Below are 18038 nucleotides of genomic sequence, written 5' to 3' on the forward strand. Positions count from 1 at the left end.
GGGCGGGTGGTCATGGGCGGGTGGTCATGGGCGGCTGTCACGGGCGGCTGCGCCGAACGAGTGACCCGGCGAAGTTGCAAAGACTCTCTGCAAAAAATCCTTGCAATGGTGTCTTTGCAACTCTACTGTTGAGCCATGCCCGACGACAGCACCCCCGACGCCGAAACCGACGCTGACACCGACAGCACCTCGGAGCCCGAGCTGCACAAGCTCGATCCGCGCACCCTGCGGGGCCTCGCCCACCCGCTGCGGATGCGCATGCTCACCAGCCTGCGCCACAACGGACCCGCGACCGCCTCCCAACTGGCCGAGGAAATGGGCGAGTCCAGCGGATCCACCAGCTACCACCTGCGCCAGCTCGCCGCTCACGGCTTCGTCGAGGACGATCCGGAGCGCGGCAAGGGCAGGGAGCGCTGGTGGAAGGCGGCCCACGGCGGCGTCCTGGTCGACGCCGCGCTGTACCAGAACCCGAGTCCCGAGGTGCGCGGTGCCCTGGACGTGCTGGTCCACGAGGTCGCCACCATGCACGGCCAGGAGATCGGGGGGTTCCTGGGCACCCGGCACGACTGGCCCGAGGAGTGGTCCAGCAGGGCCGATCTCAGCGACTTCACCCTGCGCCTGACGCCCGAGCTCCTGGGCGAGCTGGACGGCAAGATCCACGCGCTCATCGACAGCTACCGCGACCGCGCCCTGCCGGAAGCGGACGAGAACACCGCGCAGGTCCGCCTGCACGTACACGCCTTTCCGCTGAAGAAGAACTGAAGGGATCACCGCCATGAATCCGCACACCGCACTCCAGCTCCACGCCCTGCGCTCGGCCGAACTGCGCGCCGAGGCCGCCGCGTACGCCACGTACCGCCAGGTGGTCGCCGACCGGCAGCCGGCCCGGCAGCTCCGCCCCCGACTGGGCTGGGCGCTGGTCGAGTTGGGGCTGCGCCTCGTCAACAACCCGGGTGCCGCGAGCCAGTTGGTCCGTACGGCATGAGCGCGCCGGGGGGACGCGAAACGGAACCGAAGGCGTCACGCGTACCGCTGACCACGGTGCTGGGCGCCAACGCCGTCTCCGCCGCGGGTACCGCGGTGAGTGCGGTCGGCATTCCCTGGTTCGTGCTGCAGACCACCGGCAGCGCGGGCCGCGCGGGTGTCGTGGCCTTCTGCGCCACACTCCCGATCGTCGTGTCGGCGGTGATCGGCGGCCCGGTGATCGACCGCATCGGCCGGCGGCGGGTCTCGATCGGCACGGACGCGATCTGCGCCTTCGCCGTGGCGGCCGTACCGCTGCTCCACCGGGCCGGGATGCTGCCGTTCTGGACGCTGTGCGTGCTGGTCGGCATCGTCGGCCTGGTCCACACACCGGGCAAGACCGCCCGCTATGTGCTCGTGCCCGACCTGGCGGCCCATGCCGGCACCACACTCCCCCGGGCCGCCAGCCTCTTCGACGCCGTCGAGCGCGGGGCCCGGATGATCGGCGCGGCGGTGGCCGGTGTGCTGATCGCGGTCCTGGGCGCGCAGTGGGCGCTGCTCGTGGACGCCGCGTCCTTCGGCCTGTCGGCGCTGCTGGTCGCCGCCGGGCTGCGCGGAATACGCTCCGCCGAACCCGTCAAGGCCGCCGCACCGGTCTCGTTGCGGACGTACGGCACCGAACTGCGCGAGGGCTACGCCTACTTGCTCAAGTCCCGGCTGCTGCTGGCCGTCGTCCTGATGGTGATGGTGATGAACGGCCTCGACCAGGGCTGGGTCGCCGTACTGCTGCCCGTCCACGCCGAGCAGGACCTCGGCGGCCCGACGGCGCTCGGCGTCGTCTCGGCGGTATGGGGCGCGGGTGGACTGCTCGGGGCGCTGCTGTACGGGGCGTTCGGCCACCGCTTCTCGCGCTACGCGGTCTTCGCGGTGTGCGTGGTGCTGTGCGGCGCGCCCCGGTACGCGACGGCCGGTCTCACGGACTCGGTGATCGCGCTGGCCGTCACGATGGGCGCCGCCGGTGTGGCGGCGGGGGCGCTGAACCCGATCCTGACGACCGTGACGTACGAGCGGGTGCCGCAGGCGCTGCGCAGCCGGGTGTCGGGCGCGCTGACGGCGGGCTGCGAGCTGACGATGCCGCTGGGCGGTCTCACGGCCGGACTGCTGGTCGCGGGGGCGGGACTCGGTCCCGCACTGCTGGTGATGGGCGGGGCGTTTCTGCTGGTGACGCTGAGTCCGCTGGTGTTCCCGGCCTGGCGGGGGCTCGGCGGGCGCGGGCTCGGCGACGAATCGATCACCGACGAGGTCAGGGACGCCGAGGTCGGCGCCACCGAGGTCAGCAGCTCGGGACGTGGGCTCCCCGGCCCAGCGCCCGCAGCGCGGACACCGCGCCCTTCAGCGTCGTGACGGGGATCAGCCGCATCCCCTTCGGCAGCTCCGAACCCGCCTCCCCGCACTCCGCCTTCGGGACGATGAAGACCGTCGCCCCGTCGCGGGACGCCGCCTGAGTCTTCAGGGAGACACCGCCGACCGCGCCGACCTTGCCGGAGCTGTCGATCGTGCCCGTACCGGCGATGGTGCGGCCGCCGGTCAGATCGCCGCCCGAGCCGTTGCCGTCGAGCTTGTCGACGATGCCGAGGGCGAAGAGCAGACCGGCGCTGGGGCCGCCGACATCGGCGAGATGGAGGCTGATGTCGACGCTCTTCGGGCTCCTGCCGAGATAGCCGAGCGCCGCGTCGACCGCGTCGTTCTGCGACTCCACCATGTCGTTGGTGTTGTGCTTCAGGATCTGCTTGTCCGACTGTCCCGCCGGATAGACGGAGTCGCGCGGCAGCACGGCGCGGTCCGTACGGAACCAGCCGTCGAGCACATCCCCGAAGTCGACGTCCTCCGAGGGCCCCGTCGCCACGATCGTCGTCATCCGCAGTTGCCCCTTGGTCTTGCGGGTGGGCGACTTCGTGATCGTGATGACCTGCTGCCCCTTGTCAGCGCCGAGCACATCGGCGGTCAGCCCGGGTCCCGCGACGGCGTACGGCAGCGGCGCGAGACCGACGACGACGAGCAGCGCGGCGACCGGGAGGGCACACAGGGTGAGGCCGAGGGGGCGCGAGAGACGAGAGAACACGGTGCCAATCTATCGGCCCCCGCCCGTCCCCCGTTCAGCGCAGTGCGTCGGCCACTTCGCGGGCGGCGTCGACCACGCGCGGACCGACCCGTTCCGGTACGGCGTCGGCGAGCATCACCACCCCCACACTCCCCTCTATGCCGGTCACCCCGATCAGTGCGGCGGCGGCTCCGCTCGCACCCGCCTCCAACTCACCGTGGGTGAGGGTGCAGCGCGGCTCGGTGAGGGTGCTGCCACGGGCGGCGAGGATCGCCTTGCCCGCGGCGCCCCGCTCCAGCGCGTGCCGGAAGCCGGCCCGGTAGGCGACGTGGTAGTCGGTCCAGGTCGGTTCGACGACGGCGACGGCCAGCGCCTCCGTACCGTCCACGAGCGTCAGATGCGCGGTGGCGCCGATGTCCTCGGCGAGCGAGCGCAGGGCCGGCAGGGCGGCTTCCCGCACGAGCGGATGCACCTGCCTGCCCAGCCGCAGCACACCCAGGCCGACCCTGGCCCGGCCGCCCAAGTCGCGGCGTACCAAGGTGTGTTGTTCGAGTGTGGCGAGAAGTCGGTAGACGACGGTCCGGTTGACGCCGAGCTTGTTGGACAGCTCGGTGACGGTCAGGCCGTGGTCGGTGTCAGCGAGCAATTTGAGGACACGCAGTCCTCTGTCGAGCGTCTGAGATGTCTCCGCGGTCACGACGCCCTCCCCCTTCGGAGTGTGTGACGGCGGCCGTCCAGCGAGGTGGCGGCACCGGTCCCACGGCGACGCACGCGAGAGGCCGCCGACAAAATCTGGCACACCGGCTGCGCTCCGAGGCTGCGTTGCCACGGCGCGTTTACATTTCCGCGAGATTATCGACCGGCACCGCTCACTGGAAGACCTCGTCCAGAATCCGGGCATCGAAGGGCAGTTGGTGGCTATTCGGGCTTCGAGTCCGACCGAATGCCGATGTTTCGTGACAATTCATGGGATGGAGGATGACAACGGGTCACTGCCGCAGGGCGCGACAGGCGCACCGCCGCAGGGCGCCACGGGCGCACCGCAACAGGACGACGGCGGCGCGCCGCCGCCCGGCCCGCTCAGCGCATCCGGGTGGCCCACTCCTGGACTTTCTTGATCCGCTCCCCGAGCTGCCCCGCCGTCGCCTCGGCGCTCGGCGGCCCGCCGCACACCCGGCGCAGCTCCGTATGGATCACCCCGTGCGGCTTGCCGCTCTGGTGGACGTAGGCCCCGACCATGGTGTTGAGCTGCTTGCGCAGCTCCAGCAGCTCGCGGTGGGAGACGACGGGCCGCCGCTCGGCGGGCAGCTCCAGCAGATCCGCCTCGTCGTCCGGCTTCTTGCGGCTGTGCGCGATCTGCCGCGCCTGCCGCTTCTGGAGCAGTATCTGCACCTGGTCGGGTTCGAGCAGCCCGGGGATGCCGAGGTAGTCCTGCTCCTCGGCGCTGCCCGGGTGCGCCTGCATACCGAACTCGGCGCCGTCGTACATGACCCGGTCGAAGACGGCGTCGGACTCCAGCGCCTCGAACGACATCTGGTCGTCCTCGCCGGTGTCCTCGTCCAGCTCCTTCTCGGCCTCCGCCATCTCCTTCTCGGACTCGGCGTACACGTCGTCCTCGCCGGCCTTCTTGGGCTTGTCGAGCACGTGGTCGCGCTCGACCTCCATCTCGCTCGCGAAGCCGAGCAGGTTCGGGATGGTCGGCAGGAAGACGGAAGCGGTCTCACCGCGCCGCCTGGACCGTACGAAACGGCCGACGGCCTGGGCGAAGAACAGCGGCGTCGAGATCGTCGTCGCGTACACGCCCACGGCGAGCCGCGGGATGTCGACGCCTTCCGACACCATGCGGACGGCGACCATCCAGCGGTCCTCATTGGCGTCGAAGTCCTCGATCCGCTTGGACGAACCCGTGTCGTCGGAGAGGACGACCGTCGCCTTCGTACCGGTGATCTCCTTGAGCAGCTTGGCGTAGGCGCGCGCCGATTCCTGGTCGCTCGCGATGACCAGACCGCCGGCGTCCGGAATGCCCTTGCGGACCTCGGTGAGCCGCTGGTCGGCGGCGCGCAGCACGTTGGGCATCCAGTCGCCGCGCGGGTCGAGCGCGGTGCGCCACGCCTGCGAGATGGCGTCCTTCGTCATCGGCTCGCCGAGCTTGGCCTCGATCTCGTCGCCCGCCTTGGTGCGCCAGCGCATGTTGCCGCTGTAGCTGAGGAAGATGACCGGCCGGACGACGCCGTCGCCGAGGGCGTTGCCGTACCCGTACGTGTAGTCGGCGGCGGAGCGGCGGATGCCGTCGTTGTCTTCCTCGTACGCCACGAAGGGGATGGGGTTGGTGTCGGACCTGAACGGCGTACCGGTCAGGGCGAGCCGACGGGTGGCGGGCTCGAAGGCCTCAAGACACGCATCGCCCCAGGACTTGGAGTCCCCGGCGTGGTGGATCTCGTCGAGGATGACGAGGGTCTTGCGCTGCTCGCAGCGGTTGCGGTGCAGCATGGGCCGTACGCCGACGCCCGCGTAGGTGACGGCGACGCCCTGGTACTCCTTGCTCACCGGGCCGGCGCTGTAGTCGGGGTCGAGCTTGATCCCTATCCGCGCCGCGGCGTCGGCCCACTGCGTCTTCAGATGCTCGGTCGGCGCGACGACGGTCACCTGCTGCACGACGTGGTGGTGCAGCAGCCAGGAGGCGAGGGTCAGCGCGAAGGTCGTCTTCCCTGCGCCGGGGGTGGCGACGGCGAGGAAGTCACGCGGCTGCTCCTGGAGATACCGCCCCAGCGCCGTCTCCTGCCAGGCGCGCAACTTGTTGGCGGTACCCCAGGGGGCCCGGCCGGGGAAGGCGGGTGAGAGGTGATGCGAGGGGGAGGCGGAAGTAGTCACGGTCTCCGGTTCGGACGTGGGTGGCGCGGGCGGGGGTTACTGCGTACGACAACCGGGCCACCCTACCGGGGGCGCGGCGCGGTCCTCGTAGGAACGCGGACGGCGGCCGGGATGGGACGGGAGTCACACGCGCGCGGCTTGAGGCGTCCGCTCCCGGGTGGGCGCCCCGCCAGGCGCCCATATCGCCGGGGCCCCACGCGTGCGGCTGCGGCGTCCGTGTCCGAGCGGCCCGGGGAACGACCCGGGCCCCGGGCCCCGGCCCCAGTCCCCCGGCCGGCGCGACTGCCGTCAGACGGCCGCCGGAGTCATACGGGCGCCGGCGCCGGCCCGCGCTCCGGTTATCGGGTCCGTATCCGAGAAGCCCCGAGTGGGCGCCCCGCACCCGCCGGACGCGACCGGCGCGGTGCCCGTACCGACACGCCCCTGTGCCTACGGCTACGGCTGGGGCTGGGGAGTCCGGACCCGAGTGGCGACCCAGACCCCGGCGAGCGCGACCGCCGCCATCGGCAGGAACACCCCGACGAAGGCGGCCGGGTGCGCGGCTGTCGCGTCCGACGCGTGCACCGAGGCCTCCCCGACGGCGCCGCCGCCGAGCGCCGCGAAGGCCACGCCGCCGACCACCAGCAGGAGCACGTTCGACAGGCCGTCGGAGATCTGCAGGGACGCCGAGTTGGCGCCCGCCTCCTCCGGCGCCGACAGCTTGAGCATCAGCACGCTCGTGGAGGCGGTCACCGCGCCCATGCCGAGGCAGCCGACGCCCCACGCGACCGCGAGTGTCCAGACCGGTACGGACTCGATCAGCACGCTCGGCGCCGCGGCGACGGCCGCGGCGACCAGCACCATGCCGGCGGCCATCAGCCGCTCCCGGTGCCGCTCCATGCGCGGCCGTGACTGGAGGTACGAGCCGAGCGCCCAGGTCGCGCCGCCGGCCGCGAGCGAGAAGCCCGCCATCGTCGGCGACAGGCCGCGCTGGGTGACCAGCATCAGCGGTACGAAGCTCTCGGCGGCGATGAACGACCCGGCGGCCACACCGCGCAGCAGGATCACCGAGGGCAGCCCGCGGGCCGCCCGCCAGGTGCCGGCCGGCAGTAGGCCGAGGACGGCGGGCACGAGCAGCGCCACCCCCGCGGCGGCGGGGAGCAGCGAGAGCCAGCGCAGGTCCTGTCCGGCGTACTGGAGCAGCCCGGCGCCGAGGGAGATGCCGAGGGCGAGCCGGATCCTGGGCCGGTCGAAGGCGCGGACGGGGGCGGCGAGGTCGGCGGGGCCCGCCGCCATCCGCCGGATCGCGGGCAGGGCGAGGACCAGCGGCGCGACGATCAGGACGGGGATGGCAAGGAAGACCCACCGCCAGCCGAGGTGTTCGGTGATCGTGCCGGCGGCGAGCGGCCCGACCACGGAGGGGACGACCCAGCTCGCGGCGAAGGCCGCCATGATCGAGGGCCGCAGCCGCTCGGAGTAGGCGCGGCTGACGACGACGTACAGCGCGACGATGACGAGCCCGCCGCCGAGCCCCTGGACGGCGCGGCCGAGGATGAAGAGCCACATCGAGGACGCCGTCCCCGAGATGACGAGCCCGGCGGCGAAGGCGCTGATCCCGGCGGCGAGCGGCGCGAGCGGACCGTTCCTGTCGGCCCACTGGCCGGAGAACACCATGGCGAACAGGCTGGTGGTGAAGTACGCGGAGAAGGCGAAGGCGTACAGCGGAATGCCGTGCAGCTCCCGCGCGGCCACCGGCATCGCCGTACCGACGGCGGTCGCCTCGAAGGCGATCAGCAGGACGACCGAGACGATGCCGATGCTCAGGGCCCGATGGGTCTTCCCGAGCACCCCGCCGGTGTCGTCGACGAACGCGCGCGGCTCGGTCCCGCTCGCGGTCGCGGGGGCGAGGACGTCGGCGCGAATCACATCGGCGTGCACGACATCGGCGTCGCGCGGTTCCAGGGCGGTCATGGGCTCAGCGTAAGGGGCTCAGCGGCCGATGACCCCTGTCGCGGGTCGGAGCGAGGCTGGTCCCTTGGTCGTACGACCGGGGCCCGCGCACTGTGAACGGCGTATGGCGGTCGTATGGCAGGGCGCGAGGCACTCTTGAGCGGGACGGCACGACGGCCGTACGGTCATGGAAGTGAAGCGCTCGGCCGTGTGCCCGAATGGCTCAGGGGCTCGTCTGCAAAGCGAGTTACGCGGGTTCGATTCCCGCCACGGCCTCGGACTGCCTGAACTGGCAAGACGAGAGGGTGGCACCTCAGGCAGGGTGCCACCCTCTCGGCGTCCGTCTCAGTTGACGGATACGAGCGAAGACGGCGCGATGCCCGGCACCGTAGCTAGCGAGCGGGGCAGCGCGTCAGACGGAATTACTCGAAGATGTTCGGGACGGGGATGCGGTTGACACGACGGTTGGCGTTCCAGGCGGAGGCAACCGCCAAGTGAGCCGCCTTGAGGCGGCCCTTGGTGCCGTCGTGGCGCGTGTTGTTGTTGGTGGCGATGGTCTGGATCTTGGCCCTGAAGGATGTGGGGTCACCTTGGCGCTTGAGCTTCTGCGCCAGCTCCTGGGGATCCAGTTCACCGGAATGCTTGGACATCACCGTGGCAATGCCTCCGATAGTGACGGAGTGCCAGGTGTCCGGGGTACGACCCCAGGCATCCTCAGCAATGGTGAGCGACTGGTCCAGGATGTCGGGGCCGTGCTCCATGACGATGCTGAGGATCCCCTTGATGCCGCGCACGCCGTTGACGCTGCTGCTGCCTACCTTGAGCTGGTGCTTCTCCAGGACGGTGTTGGTGTCCTGGAACAGCGGATGCCCAGCCAATACACCGATCCTAAACTCGTCATTCGGACCGACCTTCGAGGACTCCTTGTTCTTGATGATGAACAGTGACGCCTCATTCGCCATAGAGACTCCGGAGTGGACCTCACAGGTGATCGTCTGGATAGCCTCGCGAACCTCCTCCGGGACTGAAACCTTCCCGGTCAGGATAAGTTGGCAGGCGTAGACGCGATGCATACCGTCCACCGCGTAAAGACCGTCATCGCGCTGAGAGAGGATCGGCGTCCCGAGTGCGGTGGGAACCAGCTTCTCAGCGATGGCTGCCGCACGGGCCTTGTTGAGGTTGCGCTGCGCGCGGTGGTCGAACTTGATGGTCCTCGGGTCCACCTTGGTGTACTCAATCGGGTGGTCCGGGATGTCGTAGCTGTAGTCCTTGCCGGGCAAGGCTCCTCCTCCTGTGTCAGCACTCCAGCGGGGGTGACGACGACACATGTCAGCTCCCGTATGCGGGAGACGATGACTAAGCGATGATCAGACTATCGGGCAACGGGGCTATTGAGCGCCCGAATTACCGACTCAGACGGCACGCCCACACATGCACGTAAGGCACTCCCACAGACTCGCCGAACGAGATGGCTTGTCAGGTCAGGTACACCTGTCTCGCGTCGTCCGTCCGCAAGTCATCCAGCACGCGCCGATGGCGGTTGGCAATGGCCGTGGTTGACCAACCCAGGAGGCCCACAACGGCACACTCCGGAACGCCGAGAATCAGTCGAACTGTCGCGGCCAGATCGCGGGTGTCATGTAGACGTCCGTCGCAAACGCGCCTCCTTGAGCAGGGCTTTCCATTCGGTCCGGTCCCGGCGGTGGGACGGGCTGGGGCCGTCTTCATCCGAGAAGACCAACCCGGTTCTCCTCTCAGTGCTCAGAGGTCGTCGAAGCCTCTGCGGGTAATGTCCAGCGGCCTTGCACCCGCAGGGGTCCACGCACGCATGGGCGGACTGCGGCCGGTGTCGGCTATGCCGGACAACAAGGAGTCCATCGCCAAGGTCCACCTCCTCCCGTCTCAGACCGAGCACTTCCCCGTGGCACAGTCCGAGGGCGAGGGGTGCAGGCGTGAGCCTGTCGAGCCGATGGGCCCTCAATCCGGGGATCAAGTGCCTGCGCGCGGCGACGCCGTACTCGACCATCGTGTTGTCGTTGACGGCGAGGGGCGCGACGATCTCACTCCAGTGCCTCAGCCACGCGTGGACCCTCCACGCCTTGCCGGGCTTCTTCACAGTCTTGGCGCGCGTTGCTACACCAACTCACCTACAAGGAAGCTCGCTTCAGCGTGGTCTTGCGTTCGACACGGCCTCGGTCGCCCGGCGTGCCGTCGTGTAGGAGGCCGACCATGCCGCTTACCGGCCTTGCCGGCGAGGGCGGGGGCTGTCCTGGTGGGGACTGCCGCCGCCCCGGGCGTCGTAAAGCGGCGCGTTGGGCTGCGCGGAGACGGGCGACGTACGCGGCCGGGGCTTCGGTGGAGGCGGCCCACGGCTCACTCCTGTGAGGCTAAGTCCAGGCAAGTCCTGCCGCCCAACCGCAATATCCGGAAACGCGGGGATGGCCGTTGAGCTGCGGTGATGTCGTGCACGGGGTGGTAACGGGCCGCGCTCCGCAGAACGCCGCGATACTGCGAAAACCAGGGGCAGCCGACAGCCGGTCCCCAAGGGCGAGGTGATGCCCGATTTTCAGCCGAATGTCGCGGCATTGCACGACGGGACCCGTCCCGGGTTGGCTTGGGAGCCCGTCGCAGTCAGCGTGGGTGCCCGGTGTTTCTGCGGTTTCGCGGTTTGCGAGGGGTGATGTGTGCCTGGGCGGGGGAGTCCCCGGCCGCCCTGGTGCAGGACGGGTGGACCTGTAGCGGCGGGGGCGGGCGATGTCGACGCTTGCCGGTGTGCTCTAGCAGGTAGGACTGCAGGTATCGGCAGCCTTTCAGCAACGCGGTCACCCGACGGAATCGAGGGGACGTCGCCCCTCCACCGCCCGACGTCCGGCGCCCGCAGGATCAGCCTTGGCCAAATCACCCCCCGAGGCGATCGCGACCACCGGTTTGAGCGGGAGAGTCGGCTTGACAAAGTCGACCACCCCGAGGGCACCGAGGGCGACACCACTGACCGGCGGCGCTCACGGAACGCATGACGGACGCGATTAAGACGACCACTATCAGTAGGGGGCAAGAAGCCCCAGCCGTCCGCCGCCTTTCACAGCGTCTCGGCAATGATCAGGTAGGTTCGGCGCGGACTGGCCTGGGCGCTTCGACGCCTCTCGCAACGCCTCATCGCTCACCAGCTCACGCGAATGGCCCCACGACCCAACGACATGCACCTTCTACAGACGGTCACGGACCGCGCCTCCAAGCCGGCCCTCGCGTCGCCAGCGGTGCCACGCAGTTGCGCGTTTGGCACAGAAATCATCGGTAGCCCCGCTTCGGGGATAACGCTACGTCTACGATCAACCACGGGCCAGCGAGGCACTTGGCCCCCTGGACCGCTCTACAGCAACCTGCCAATAAGGCTGGTAAGGAGATCTCATGGCGGACAACGAACAGCCCGGCGCTGAAGTCGAAACGGAAGATGATGAGCAGGTTCTAGATATCGACGCAGAGGAGGAAGTCCTTTCCGTCACATATGAGATCACATCATACGGAGCAGACTATCCGGTCGATGGCCTAGTTAAGCGCCTCGATCGAGGCGATGTTCAGATCCCCTCATTTAATCCCGCATATACAGAAAGTGACGAGATCCGAGGATTTCAGCGAGGGTTCGTTTGGAATCGACCTCAAATGGATCGATTCATCGAGTCTCTTCTCCTCGGACTGCCAGTCCCGGGCATTTTCCTGGTTCGCGAGAAATCCAATGCACTACTTGTTCTCGACGGACAGCAGCGACTCCGATCTCTCCAATCCTATTATGCCGGAATTCACGCCGGTCGCGAATATCGCCTAAAGTACGCGCAAGAGCCGTTCTATGGTAAGACATACGAAGAACTGGATGATGAGGACCGACGTCGCCTTGACGACAGCATCATCCACGCGACGGTACTGAGGCAAGAATCCCCTACCGGATCTCAGCAAGCAGTCTATTCAATCTTCGAAAGGCTCAACACGGGTGGGAGCCCCCTACAGCCTCAGGAAATTCGAATTGCACTCTTCAACGGACCCTTCCTTCAGCTCCTCGGGGAGCTCAACGAAGATCCTAACTGGCGCGAGCTGTACGGCCCCCCATCAAAGCGCTACAAAGATCACGAGCTAACTCTTCGAGTGTTCGCACTGTTCGAAGACTTCGATTCATACTTCCGCCCCGTAAAAGGGTTTCTCAACCAATATCTGGAAAATAATCGAGACCGAACCCCTGAAGACTCAGAAGAGATTGCCGGGCTATTTCGATCCGCATGCCATCACATCAACAAGGCGATTGGCGCACGCGCCTTCAAGCCGGTTAGAGCACTCAACGCCGCCGTCCTCGACTCGGTGATGGTGGGTGTTATGCAGCGACTTGCATCCGGCGACATCACAAGTCATGAGCAGCTCAAGCGAGCATATGAAGCGCTCATGATAAACAAGAAATATAGAGCTGCCACCACCTACTCGACAGCCGGTGAAGAGTCAGTCGCCGAACGCATCCAACTGTCCACCGATGCGTTCGCGAGCGTCGCATGACCTCGCGCGGAAGAGCGGAAGTCACTCGAAGAAAGCAGCGCCTCACATCCCTGTTTAAAACAATCGACGGGGCAGATTTGAGCGGGGAGTTAATATCTCACTACTCTCGCTACCTCTGCATCCTCACTTCCGGATTCGTAGAGCAATCCGTCAAAGAACTCGTCACCGAATACTGCAGGAAGCGCTCCTCAGAACCGATCCAGCGGTATGTTGGAAGCCAGCTAAAAAGACTACGCAACATCGACTCCGAGAAACTGAAACAGCTTATCGAGTCTTTCAGCGTAGAATGGTGGCGAGAAATTTCGGACAAATATCCGGACCAGCTCGAATCAATCGGCAGTATCGCAACCGTTAGGAATAACGTTTCCCACGGCGGAGACACTGGCATCACCATGTCAACGATGCTGCAATACTTCAATGACGCATGCATCCTAATGGACAAGCTGTCAGAAGTTTTCGATCCGGAGTGATCCTGGAATTTCTGTCAAGCGCCCCAGGAGACGCAGGCACGCAACGCAGATATCCCACATTTGGAGACTTGAGCCGAGTCGGGGCGCGAGCCTCGCAGAATGCTCGCGCTCACGTCTCACCTTAGGTCCCGTTCCTAGCCGTTCACGAACGATCGGGCTCGTTCAGGGAGCCCGCGCCCTCTCTGTCCACGGATGGATATGGTCCCCTCTGAGCGAGGCCGAATCACGCCCCCACCGAGCCCGGACAAACCTACAAAGCGAGTTGCAGGTCGATTCCCGCCACGGCCTCCACCACAGCCGAACGACCGGACCACTCAGGGGCCCGGCCGTTCGGCTTTTTCTTATGGCTCGGGGGCGTCATCCGGTCGCTGCGGTGTGGGCGGCGGCGCCGGCCCGGGCGGCCTTGGCCATGTCGATGAGCTGGTTCTCCTCGTCGTGGCTGAGCGAGGTCTGGACGAGCTGGCCGCCGAACTGCGCCAGCTCGGGCACGACCTTGTCGCGGGCCGCCTGCTTGACGAGTACGAAGACGGCGGCGGCCCCGGGCCGCAGGTTCTCGCTCAGCTCCCGCATGAAGTCGTCGTTGACGCCGGTGTCGGTGGCGGCCCCGCCGGCGGCTCCGGCGGCGGCGCCCACGGCAGCGCCGAGGAGTGGCACGAGGAACAGCAGCCCGATGACACTCCCCCACAGCGCCCCGCCCACGGCCCCAGTGGCGGCGTGGTTGACGGTCTGGTGCAGCTTGACCTTGCCGTCCTTGGCCCGGCGCTCCACGACGACGATGTCGTCCAGCTCGACCAGGTGCTCCCGGTTCATGGACAGAAGCTTGTCCCGGACCTGCTGGGCGGTGGCGAGGTCGTCGTAGGCGACGACGAACAGATTGCTCATGGGGCTGGCTCTCCTCATCGGATACGGCACGAGGCCCGGCGAGGACCGGGCCAGATCATCCCATCACCAATATATGAATAAGTCGCAAATAGGGCACGCGGAGCGCACCCCTCTCGAGCCGGCCGGGGGCGACGGGCCGGAGATGCCTGGCAGATCCCGGGATCAGCCCTTGCCGGTGCCCTGCGGGGCGGCCTTGAGCGCCGGATTCGCGGTGAGGCCGCCGTTGTCCGCGCAGCCGAGTTCCTGCGCCACCTTGAGCGCGACGGAGTTCACCACGGTCAGATTGGCCTCGCGGAACGCCTTCGACGCACTCTTCGGCTGATACTTGCCCCGCACCGTAGGACCGGCCTGCAACGCCGCCGCGACGATCGCCGGCTTCTCCTTCGTACTTCCGGGCAGCTTGCCGCTGACGCAGTCGAAGTACAGGTCGGCGAAGCCCGGCTTGGTGAAAGCACTCCGCCCCACCGCGTACCGCACAAGATCGGCAGAGGCCCCGACCCCGTTCGACTCGTCCGCGGACCCGAAACGCAGATCGATGCTGAGGTACGCGTTCCCTGCCTGCGTCGCGTCGTCGATCGAACACGCCTGCTCGGCCGAATCGCTCGCTGTCCCGGGCACATATGTGTCCGCCAACGCGGAAACCGCCTTGGCAGGATCGTCGCCGCCCGGGGAATCCGGCGCGAACGTCTTCACTCCTGTCAGGAACTCAACCGACTTCGCCGCATCCGGGGAAACGACACCGTGGCACGCGGCACCGGCCGCGATCGTCCTGGGCTCAGCAGGCCTGTCACCGCCGCAGCCGACGACAACGCCGATACCGAAGACCACAGCCCCCACCCGCACCCCCCGTTGTCCCATCACCGGGTGGCGGGTTTGAGGGGCAACTTCGCTTCGGGCCGCCGTTGTTCGCGCAGGCGAGTTCCTTGGCCATGCCCAGGGAGAGGGAGTGCAGCACGCTGAGATTGGCTTCGCCCACCTTCTCCGGCCCGCCCCTCGGCTGGTACCGGCCCTTTCCTTCCGCGTTGTTGGTCAGTTCCCCCCGCACGACTGCCGCCGAGCTTGGGACTCACGCAGTTGAAGTACAGATACATGCGCGCGATACCCACGAAGGCGTCGTGTCCCACGTCGGTCACGAAGGCGACCGACAGGTCCGCACTGCCGCCCTTCGGCCGATCGGTGAGAGCTCCTTCGTACCGGTCAGGGAGGTCCGCTCCCAGACCGCATGCCAAAGCACCCGCCCGTACCATCCCGCGCCCCGTCACCCGGCGTCCGGGGCGGGGCGGAGGGTCGGGTTCGCGGTGAGGCCCGCGTTGTTCTCGCACTGGAGTTTGGTCGCGACCTTGAGGGCCACCGAGTTGAGCACCATCAGGTTGGCCTCGTTTATCTGCTGTTGCGTGCCCTGCGGCTCGTTCCGGTGCTGACTGAGCACGGCGTTCGACAGGATCGCGTTCACGATGGCCGGCTTCTTCGCTGTGCTGCCCTTGAACTTGGGGCTCACGCAGTCGAAATAGAGGTATGCCCAGTCGGAGTTGACGAACGAGGCACGGCCCAGTTCGTACCGGGTGTGTTCCGAGAAGGTCTTCCTGTCGGCTTCCTCGGCTGTGGCGAAGTTGAACTGCACGCGCACGTCGGAAGTGCCGACCGTCTTGAGGTTGGGGATGGCACACGCGGTTGTCGTCCGCACATGGAGGTCGTCAGCGTCGACCCCGGCAACGTATCCGTCTGCCAGATCGGCGGCACTCCCCGAGAGGTCGGCCTCGCTGCCGCTGGACGGCAGGTACTCCTTCGAACCCGTCAGAAAATCCAGCGACTTCGCAGCCTGCGGCGAAAGCGCCCCGCCGCAGACCTCGGACGCCGAAATCGTCTTCTGCGAACCGTCTTCGTCACCGCTGCAGCCGAGAACGCCTGCCCCTAGACCGACAACCAGCCCGGCGGCCCCGACTGCCCTCCATGCGCGCACGTCAATTCCTATCGATCAGCTTGAACCATCGCCTGCCACCATCAGTCTCAGCCGGTCTGGGACTGATTTCCCTGCTGAACCTCCCGGAGGTTTCCGGTGTTGTATCCGTCCTGGGCGCTCTGCCGCAGATCCTCTGCGAAGTTGCCGTTGCCGACATGGTTGAGGTTGTGCCGGTCGATGAAGACGCTGGCGGGGACTTCGACGTTCTCCTCGCCCGCCTTGAAGACCGCGGCCCGCTCCTGGTGTGCCTTGTCGCCGAGACCGTCCGTGTACTTGTCCTGCGAGGCGTCCGACCAGTCGCCCATCATCTGACCCGCGTACTGCTCGATGACTCCCCGGCCGTTCTCCACAGCGAGCGGAACGAGCACCGCTGCCGCGCCGGCGGCCGGCGCCGAGATCGGCAGGAACGCGGCGCCTGCTCCCACGGCCGCGCCGACGCCCAGATCGATCCAGCCCGACTTCTTCTCCATGGCCTTCGAGTAGTCCTCGGCGGTCTTGCCGTACTCGGCCCCGATCTGGTCCGCGCGGGACTGGTCGAGGATGCCCTGCGTCTGCGCACCGATGTTCACCGCGTGCCGCGCAAGACCCTCGTTGGTGATCGTGCCGTCCGGATTCACCTGCGCCTCGAGCACCGAAGTGGTGTAGATCCGCTGCGCATCGGTGACGGAGGCGTAGGCATCGGGATGCTGGCCGAGCGAACTCAGGAACCCACGGGCGTCGGCGCGACCGAACTCGGCGTGCGAGCCGGTGTTCTTGCCGGGTGCGAAGACGCTGTCGTCGGCGTTCTTGTCGAGTCCCCAGTCCAAGTCGTCGATGTATCCGGCCCCCATGTTGCCGAGACTGTCGGACAACGACTCCTGCTTCTTGAGCAGTTCGGCGTCACCGCCGTACTGCGCCACGACCTTCTCCATCACCTTGGCGCCGTCGTCGGTCCGTACCAGCGCGGCGTTCGGGTCGTCGTACGAGTGGCCCAGGGTCGCCGACTCCAGAGCGTGGCCGAGGCTGTCGTAGCCGTACTTGTTGCTCTCGCCGCCGTCGACGACGTCCTTCGGCCAGTCCCGGTCCTTCGTGAAGTAGTCGAAGGCATCGAGCTTCTTGTCGTCCGTCGTGTCACCGGGCGTCAGGTCGATACTGCTGTTGAAGAAGTCGGCGGACGCCTTGGGGTTGTGTCCGAGCGACTCCATGAACCCTTCCATCGGGTCACGCCCGATGTCGGTCCCGCTCCAGTTCAGATGCGTCATGCCGCCGAGACTGGACGTCCAGAACATGCTGGGCTTGCCCATGCCGTTCTTCGTCATCTTGTTCTCCGTGACCACCAGCGCGTCGCCGTAGTCGTGGAGGAACTTGGAGTCGAAGTTCCCGTACCGCATCAGGTTGCTCATGACCTGGAAGCCGTACGGGGACGTCGCCCGCGTGCGGATCAGATCGTCGCCCGCGTTGATGGTGTCGGTCTTCCACTGGTTCATCGCCGGGCTGTCGGAGTGCGTGGCGCTGGCCAGCGTCAGACTCCAGTTCTTCTGGAGTTCCTTGAGCATGTCCTGGTGGTCCGCGCCGAGACGCGAGCCGTCGCTCGGGTCGCCCATGTCGGCCCAGAAGTCCAGGTTTCCCTTCGCACCGACGTCCAGGGCGAACTGCTCGGCGAAGTACTGGTCGCCCTTGTTGTCCCTGAGGTACTTGTTGAGCCGCTGAATCTCGGCGGGAGTCGCGTCGTCCCCCTTGGCCACGATCGCCGCCGCCGCTTTCGCGTCCTCGGCGTCCTGCGCCTTGGACGCCGCCTTCAGGGAGTTGTAGTCCGTCCCCGAGAAGTCGTTCTTGTCCTTGCCCACGAGCGTACGCAGAGCGCGCGACGCGATCTCGTCCGCGTCGTTGGCCCGGTCGACCGCCGACTTGATGGCGGACCTGGTGGCCTCGAACTGCTCCTGCGTGGGCTTGGGCCCGTCGTAGTCCTTGGGCCTGCGGTCGGGATGGATCAGATAGCTGACGACACCGTCGGGATCTATGCGTATCCCTTTGGCAGGAGCCTCGTCCACGACCGTGTTCAGGCTCTTCTTGGCCTCCGCGAACTCGGTGTGCGCGTCCCGAAGGATGTTGCGGATGCTGCTCGCTTCCGTCTTCGCGTCGCCGAACTCCTTGGCCGTCTTCGCCACGAACTCGCGAGTGACCCCGGCATTCTCCCCGGCCCAGTCCGCCTTGTCGGCCTTGGACTTCATATCGCCTGCCGATTCCTCGATCGTGGCAAGCTTCGTGATCGTGGCGTCCCAGTCCTTCACCGCTCCGTCGAGACCGGTCAGGTTCGCATGAAGGACCTGCTCAAATTTCAACATGC

At 67.2% G+C, this 18038-nt stretch carries 14 protein-coding genes and 1 tRNA gene; 6 read left to right on the top strand and 9 right to left on the bottom strand.

Going from position 1 to position 18038, the window contains the following annotated elements; genetic code table 11:
• Positions 1 to 135: 135 nt before the first annotated feature.
• From ACZ63I_RS16220 to ACZ63I_RS16230, 3 genes are read left to right on the top strand one after another with little or no spacing between them, the layout of a single operon-like run.
• A complete protein-coding gene (locus ACZ63I_RS16220) occupies positions 136 to 762 on the top strand; it encodes an ArsR/SmtB family transcription factor (protein WP_469339105.1) in 627 nt (208 codons plus the stop codon).
• Between the two features lie 13 nt (positions 763 to 775).
• Complete coding sequence (locus ACZ63I_RS16225) at positions 776 to 985, top strand: hypothetical protein (RefSeq protein WP_469339106.1); 210 nt, start codon at positions 776 to 778, stop codon at positions 983 to 985.
• Complete coding sequence (locus ACZ63I_RS16230) at positions 982 to 2367, top strand: MFS transporter (protein WP_469339108.1); 1386 nt, start codon at positions 982 to 984, stop codon at positions 2365 to 2367. Before ACZ63I_RS16225 ends, ACZ63I_RS16230 begins: the two co-directional genes overlap by 4 nt.
• Here the strand turns inward: ACZ63I_RS16230 and ACZ63I_RS16235 are convergent.
• The 4 genes from ACZ63I_RS16235 to ACZ63I_RS16250 all read right to left on the bottom strand — a co-directional run bounded on the left by ACZ63I_RS16235 (position 2297) and on the right by ACZ63I_RS16250 (position 7885).
• Complete coding sequence (locus tag ACZ63I_RS16235) at positions 2297 to 3085, bottom strand: S16 family serine protease (protein ID WP_469339109.1); 789 nt, start codon at positions 3083 to 3085, stop codon at positions 2297 to 2299. The genes ACZ63I_RS16230 and ACZ63I_RS16235 overlap by 71 nt on opposite strands.
• 34 nt (positions 3086 to 3119) lie before the next feature.
• On the bottom strand, positions 3120 to 3761 hold the full coding sequence (locus tag ACZ63I_RS16240; RefSeq protein WP_469339111.1) for an IclR family transcriptional regulator: 642 nt from the start codon (positions 3759 to 3761) through the stop codon (positions 3120 to 3122).
• Between the two features lie 383 nt (positions 3762 to 4144).
• Entirely contained in the window at positions 4145 to 5935 is a 1791-nt protein-coding gene (locus tag ACZ63I_RS16245) for a DEAD/DEAH box helicase (RefSeq protein ID WP_469339112.1), read from the bottom strand.
• 435 nt (positions 5936 to 6370) lie between these two features.
• Complete coding sequence (locus ACZ63I_RS16250) at positions 6371 to 7885, bottom strand: MFS transporter (protein WP_469339114.1); 1515 nt, start codon at positions 7883 to 7885, stop codon at positions 6371 to 6373.
• Between the two features lie 183 nt (positions 7886 to 8068).
• Between ACZ63I_RS16250 and ACZ63I_RS16255 the strand changes: the two genes are divergently transcribed.
• Positions 8069 to 8140 (top strand) — tRNA-Cys (locus ACZ63I_RS16255).
• A gap of 146 nt (positions 8141 to 8286) precedes the next feature.
• Here ACZ63I_RS16255 and ACZ63I_RS16260 read toward each other — a convergent pair.
• Positions 8287 to 9144, bottom strand: coding sequence for a DUF6551 family protein (locus ACZ63I_RS16260; protein ID WP_469339115.1), 858 nt, complete (start codon positions 9142 to 9144; stop codon positions 8287 to 8289).
• 2128 nt (positions 9145 to 11272) lie between these two features.
• Between ACZ63I_RS16260 and ACZ63I_RS16265 the strand changes: the two genes are divergently transcribed.
• Entirely contained in the window at positions 11273 to 12400 is a 1128-nt protein-coding gene (locus ACZ63I_RS16265; protein WP_469339116.1) for a GmrSD restriction endonuclease domain-containing protein, read from the top strand.
• Complete coding sequence (locus ACZ63I_RS16270) at positions 12397 to 12870, top strand: HEPN domain-containing protein (protein WP_469339118.1); 474 nt, start codon at positions 12397 to 12399, stop codon at positions 12868 to 12870. Before ACZ63I_RS16265 ends, ACZ63I_RS16270 begins: the two co-directional genes overlap by 4 nt.
• 357 nt (positions 12871 to 13227) lie before the next feature.
• On the opposite strand, the gene ACZ63I_RS16275 is transcribed toward ACZ63I_RS16270, so the two are convergent.
• From ACZ63I_RS16275 to ACZ63I_RS16290, 4 genes are all read right to left on the bottom strand, one after another.
• Entirely contained in the window at positions 13228 to 13752 is a 525-nt protein-coding gene (locus ACZ63I_RS16275; protein ID WP_469339120.1) for a DUF1269 domain-containing protein, read from the bottom strand.
• A 162-nt stretch (positions 13753 to 13914) separates the two neighbouring features.
• Positions 13915 to 14580: a hypothetical protein gene (locus tag ACZ63I_RS16280; RefSeq protein WP_469339122.1), complete on the bottom strand. Its 666-nt coding sequence runs from the start codon at positions 14578 to 14580 to the stop codon at positions 13915 to 13917.
• 430 nt (positions 14581 to 15010) lie between these two features.
• Complete coding sequence (locus tag ACZ63I_RS16285) at positions 15011 to 15712, bottom strand: hypothetical protein (protein ID WP_469339123.1); 702 nt, start codon at positions 15710 to 15712, stop codon at positions 15011 to 15013.
• A gap of 47 nt (positions 15713 to 15759) precedes the next feature.
• Positions 15760 to 18036, bottom strand: coding sequence for a hypothetical protein (locus ACZ63I_RS16290; RefSeq protein ID WP_469339124.1), 2277 nt, complete (start codon positions 18034 to 18036; stop codon positions 15760 to 15762).
• Between the last annotated feature and the right edge of the window lie 2 nt (positions 18037 to 18038).

It is taken from the genome of Streptomyces sp. NPDC087906, assembly GCF_055584925.1.

What these genes read in the sequence shown, in the direction of transcription:
- ACZ63I_RS16225 (WP_469339106.1), top strand. Translation starts at nt 776, where the DNA reads ATGAATCCGCACACCGCACTCCAGCTCCACGCCCTGCGCTCGGCCGAA.
- ACZ63I_RS16275 (WP_469339120.1), bottom strand. Translation starts at nt 13,752, where the DNA reads ATGAGCAATCTGTTCGTCGTCGCCTACGACGACCTCGCCACCGCCCAG.
- ACZ63I_RS16250 (WP_469339114.1), bottom strand. Translation starts at nt 7,885, where the DNA reads ATGACCGCCCTGGAACCGCGCGACGCCGATGTCGTGCACGCCGATGTG.
- ACZ63I_RS16290 (WP_469339124.1), bottom strand. Translation starts at nt 18,036, where the DNA reads ATGTTGAAATTTGAGCAGGTCCTTCATGCGAACCTGACCGGTCTCGAC.
- ACZ63I_RS16265 (WP_469339116.1), top strand. Translation starts at nt 11,273, where the DNA reads ATGGCGGACAACGAACAGCCCGGCGCTGAAGTCGAAACGGAAGATGAT.
- ACZ63I_RS16220 (WP_469339105.1), top strand. Translation starts at nt 136, where the DNA reads ATGCCCGACGACAGCACCCCCGACGCCGAAACCGACGCTGACACCGAC.
- ACZ63I_RS16270 (WP_469339118.1), top strand. Translation starts at nt 12,397, where the DNA reads ATGACCTCGCGCGGAAGAGCGGAAGTCACTCGAAGAAAGCAGCGCCTC.
- ACZ63I_RS16230 (WP_469339108.1), top strand. Translation starts at nt 982, where the DNA reads ATGAGCGCGCCGGGGGGACGCGAAACGGAACCGAAGGCGTCACGCGTA.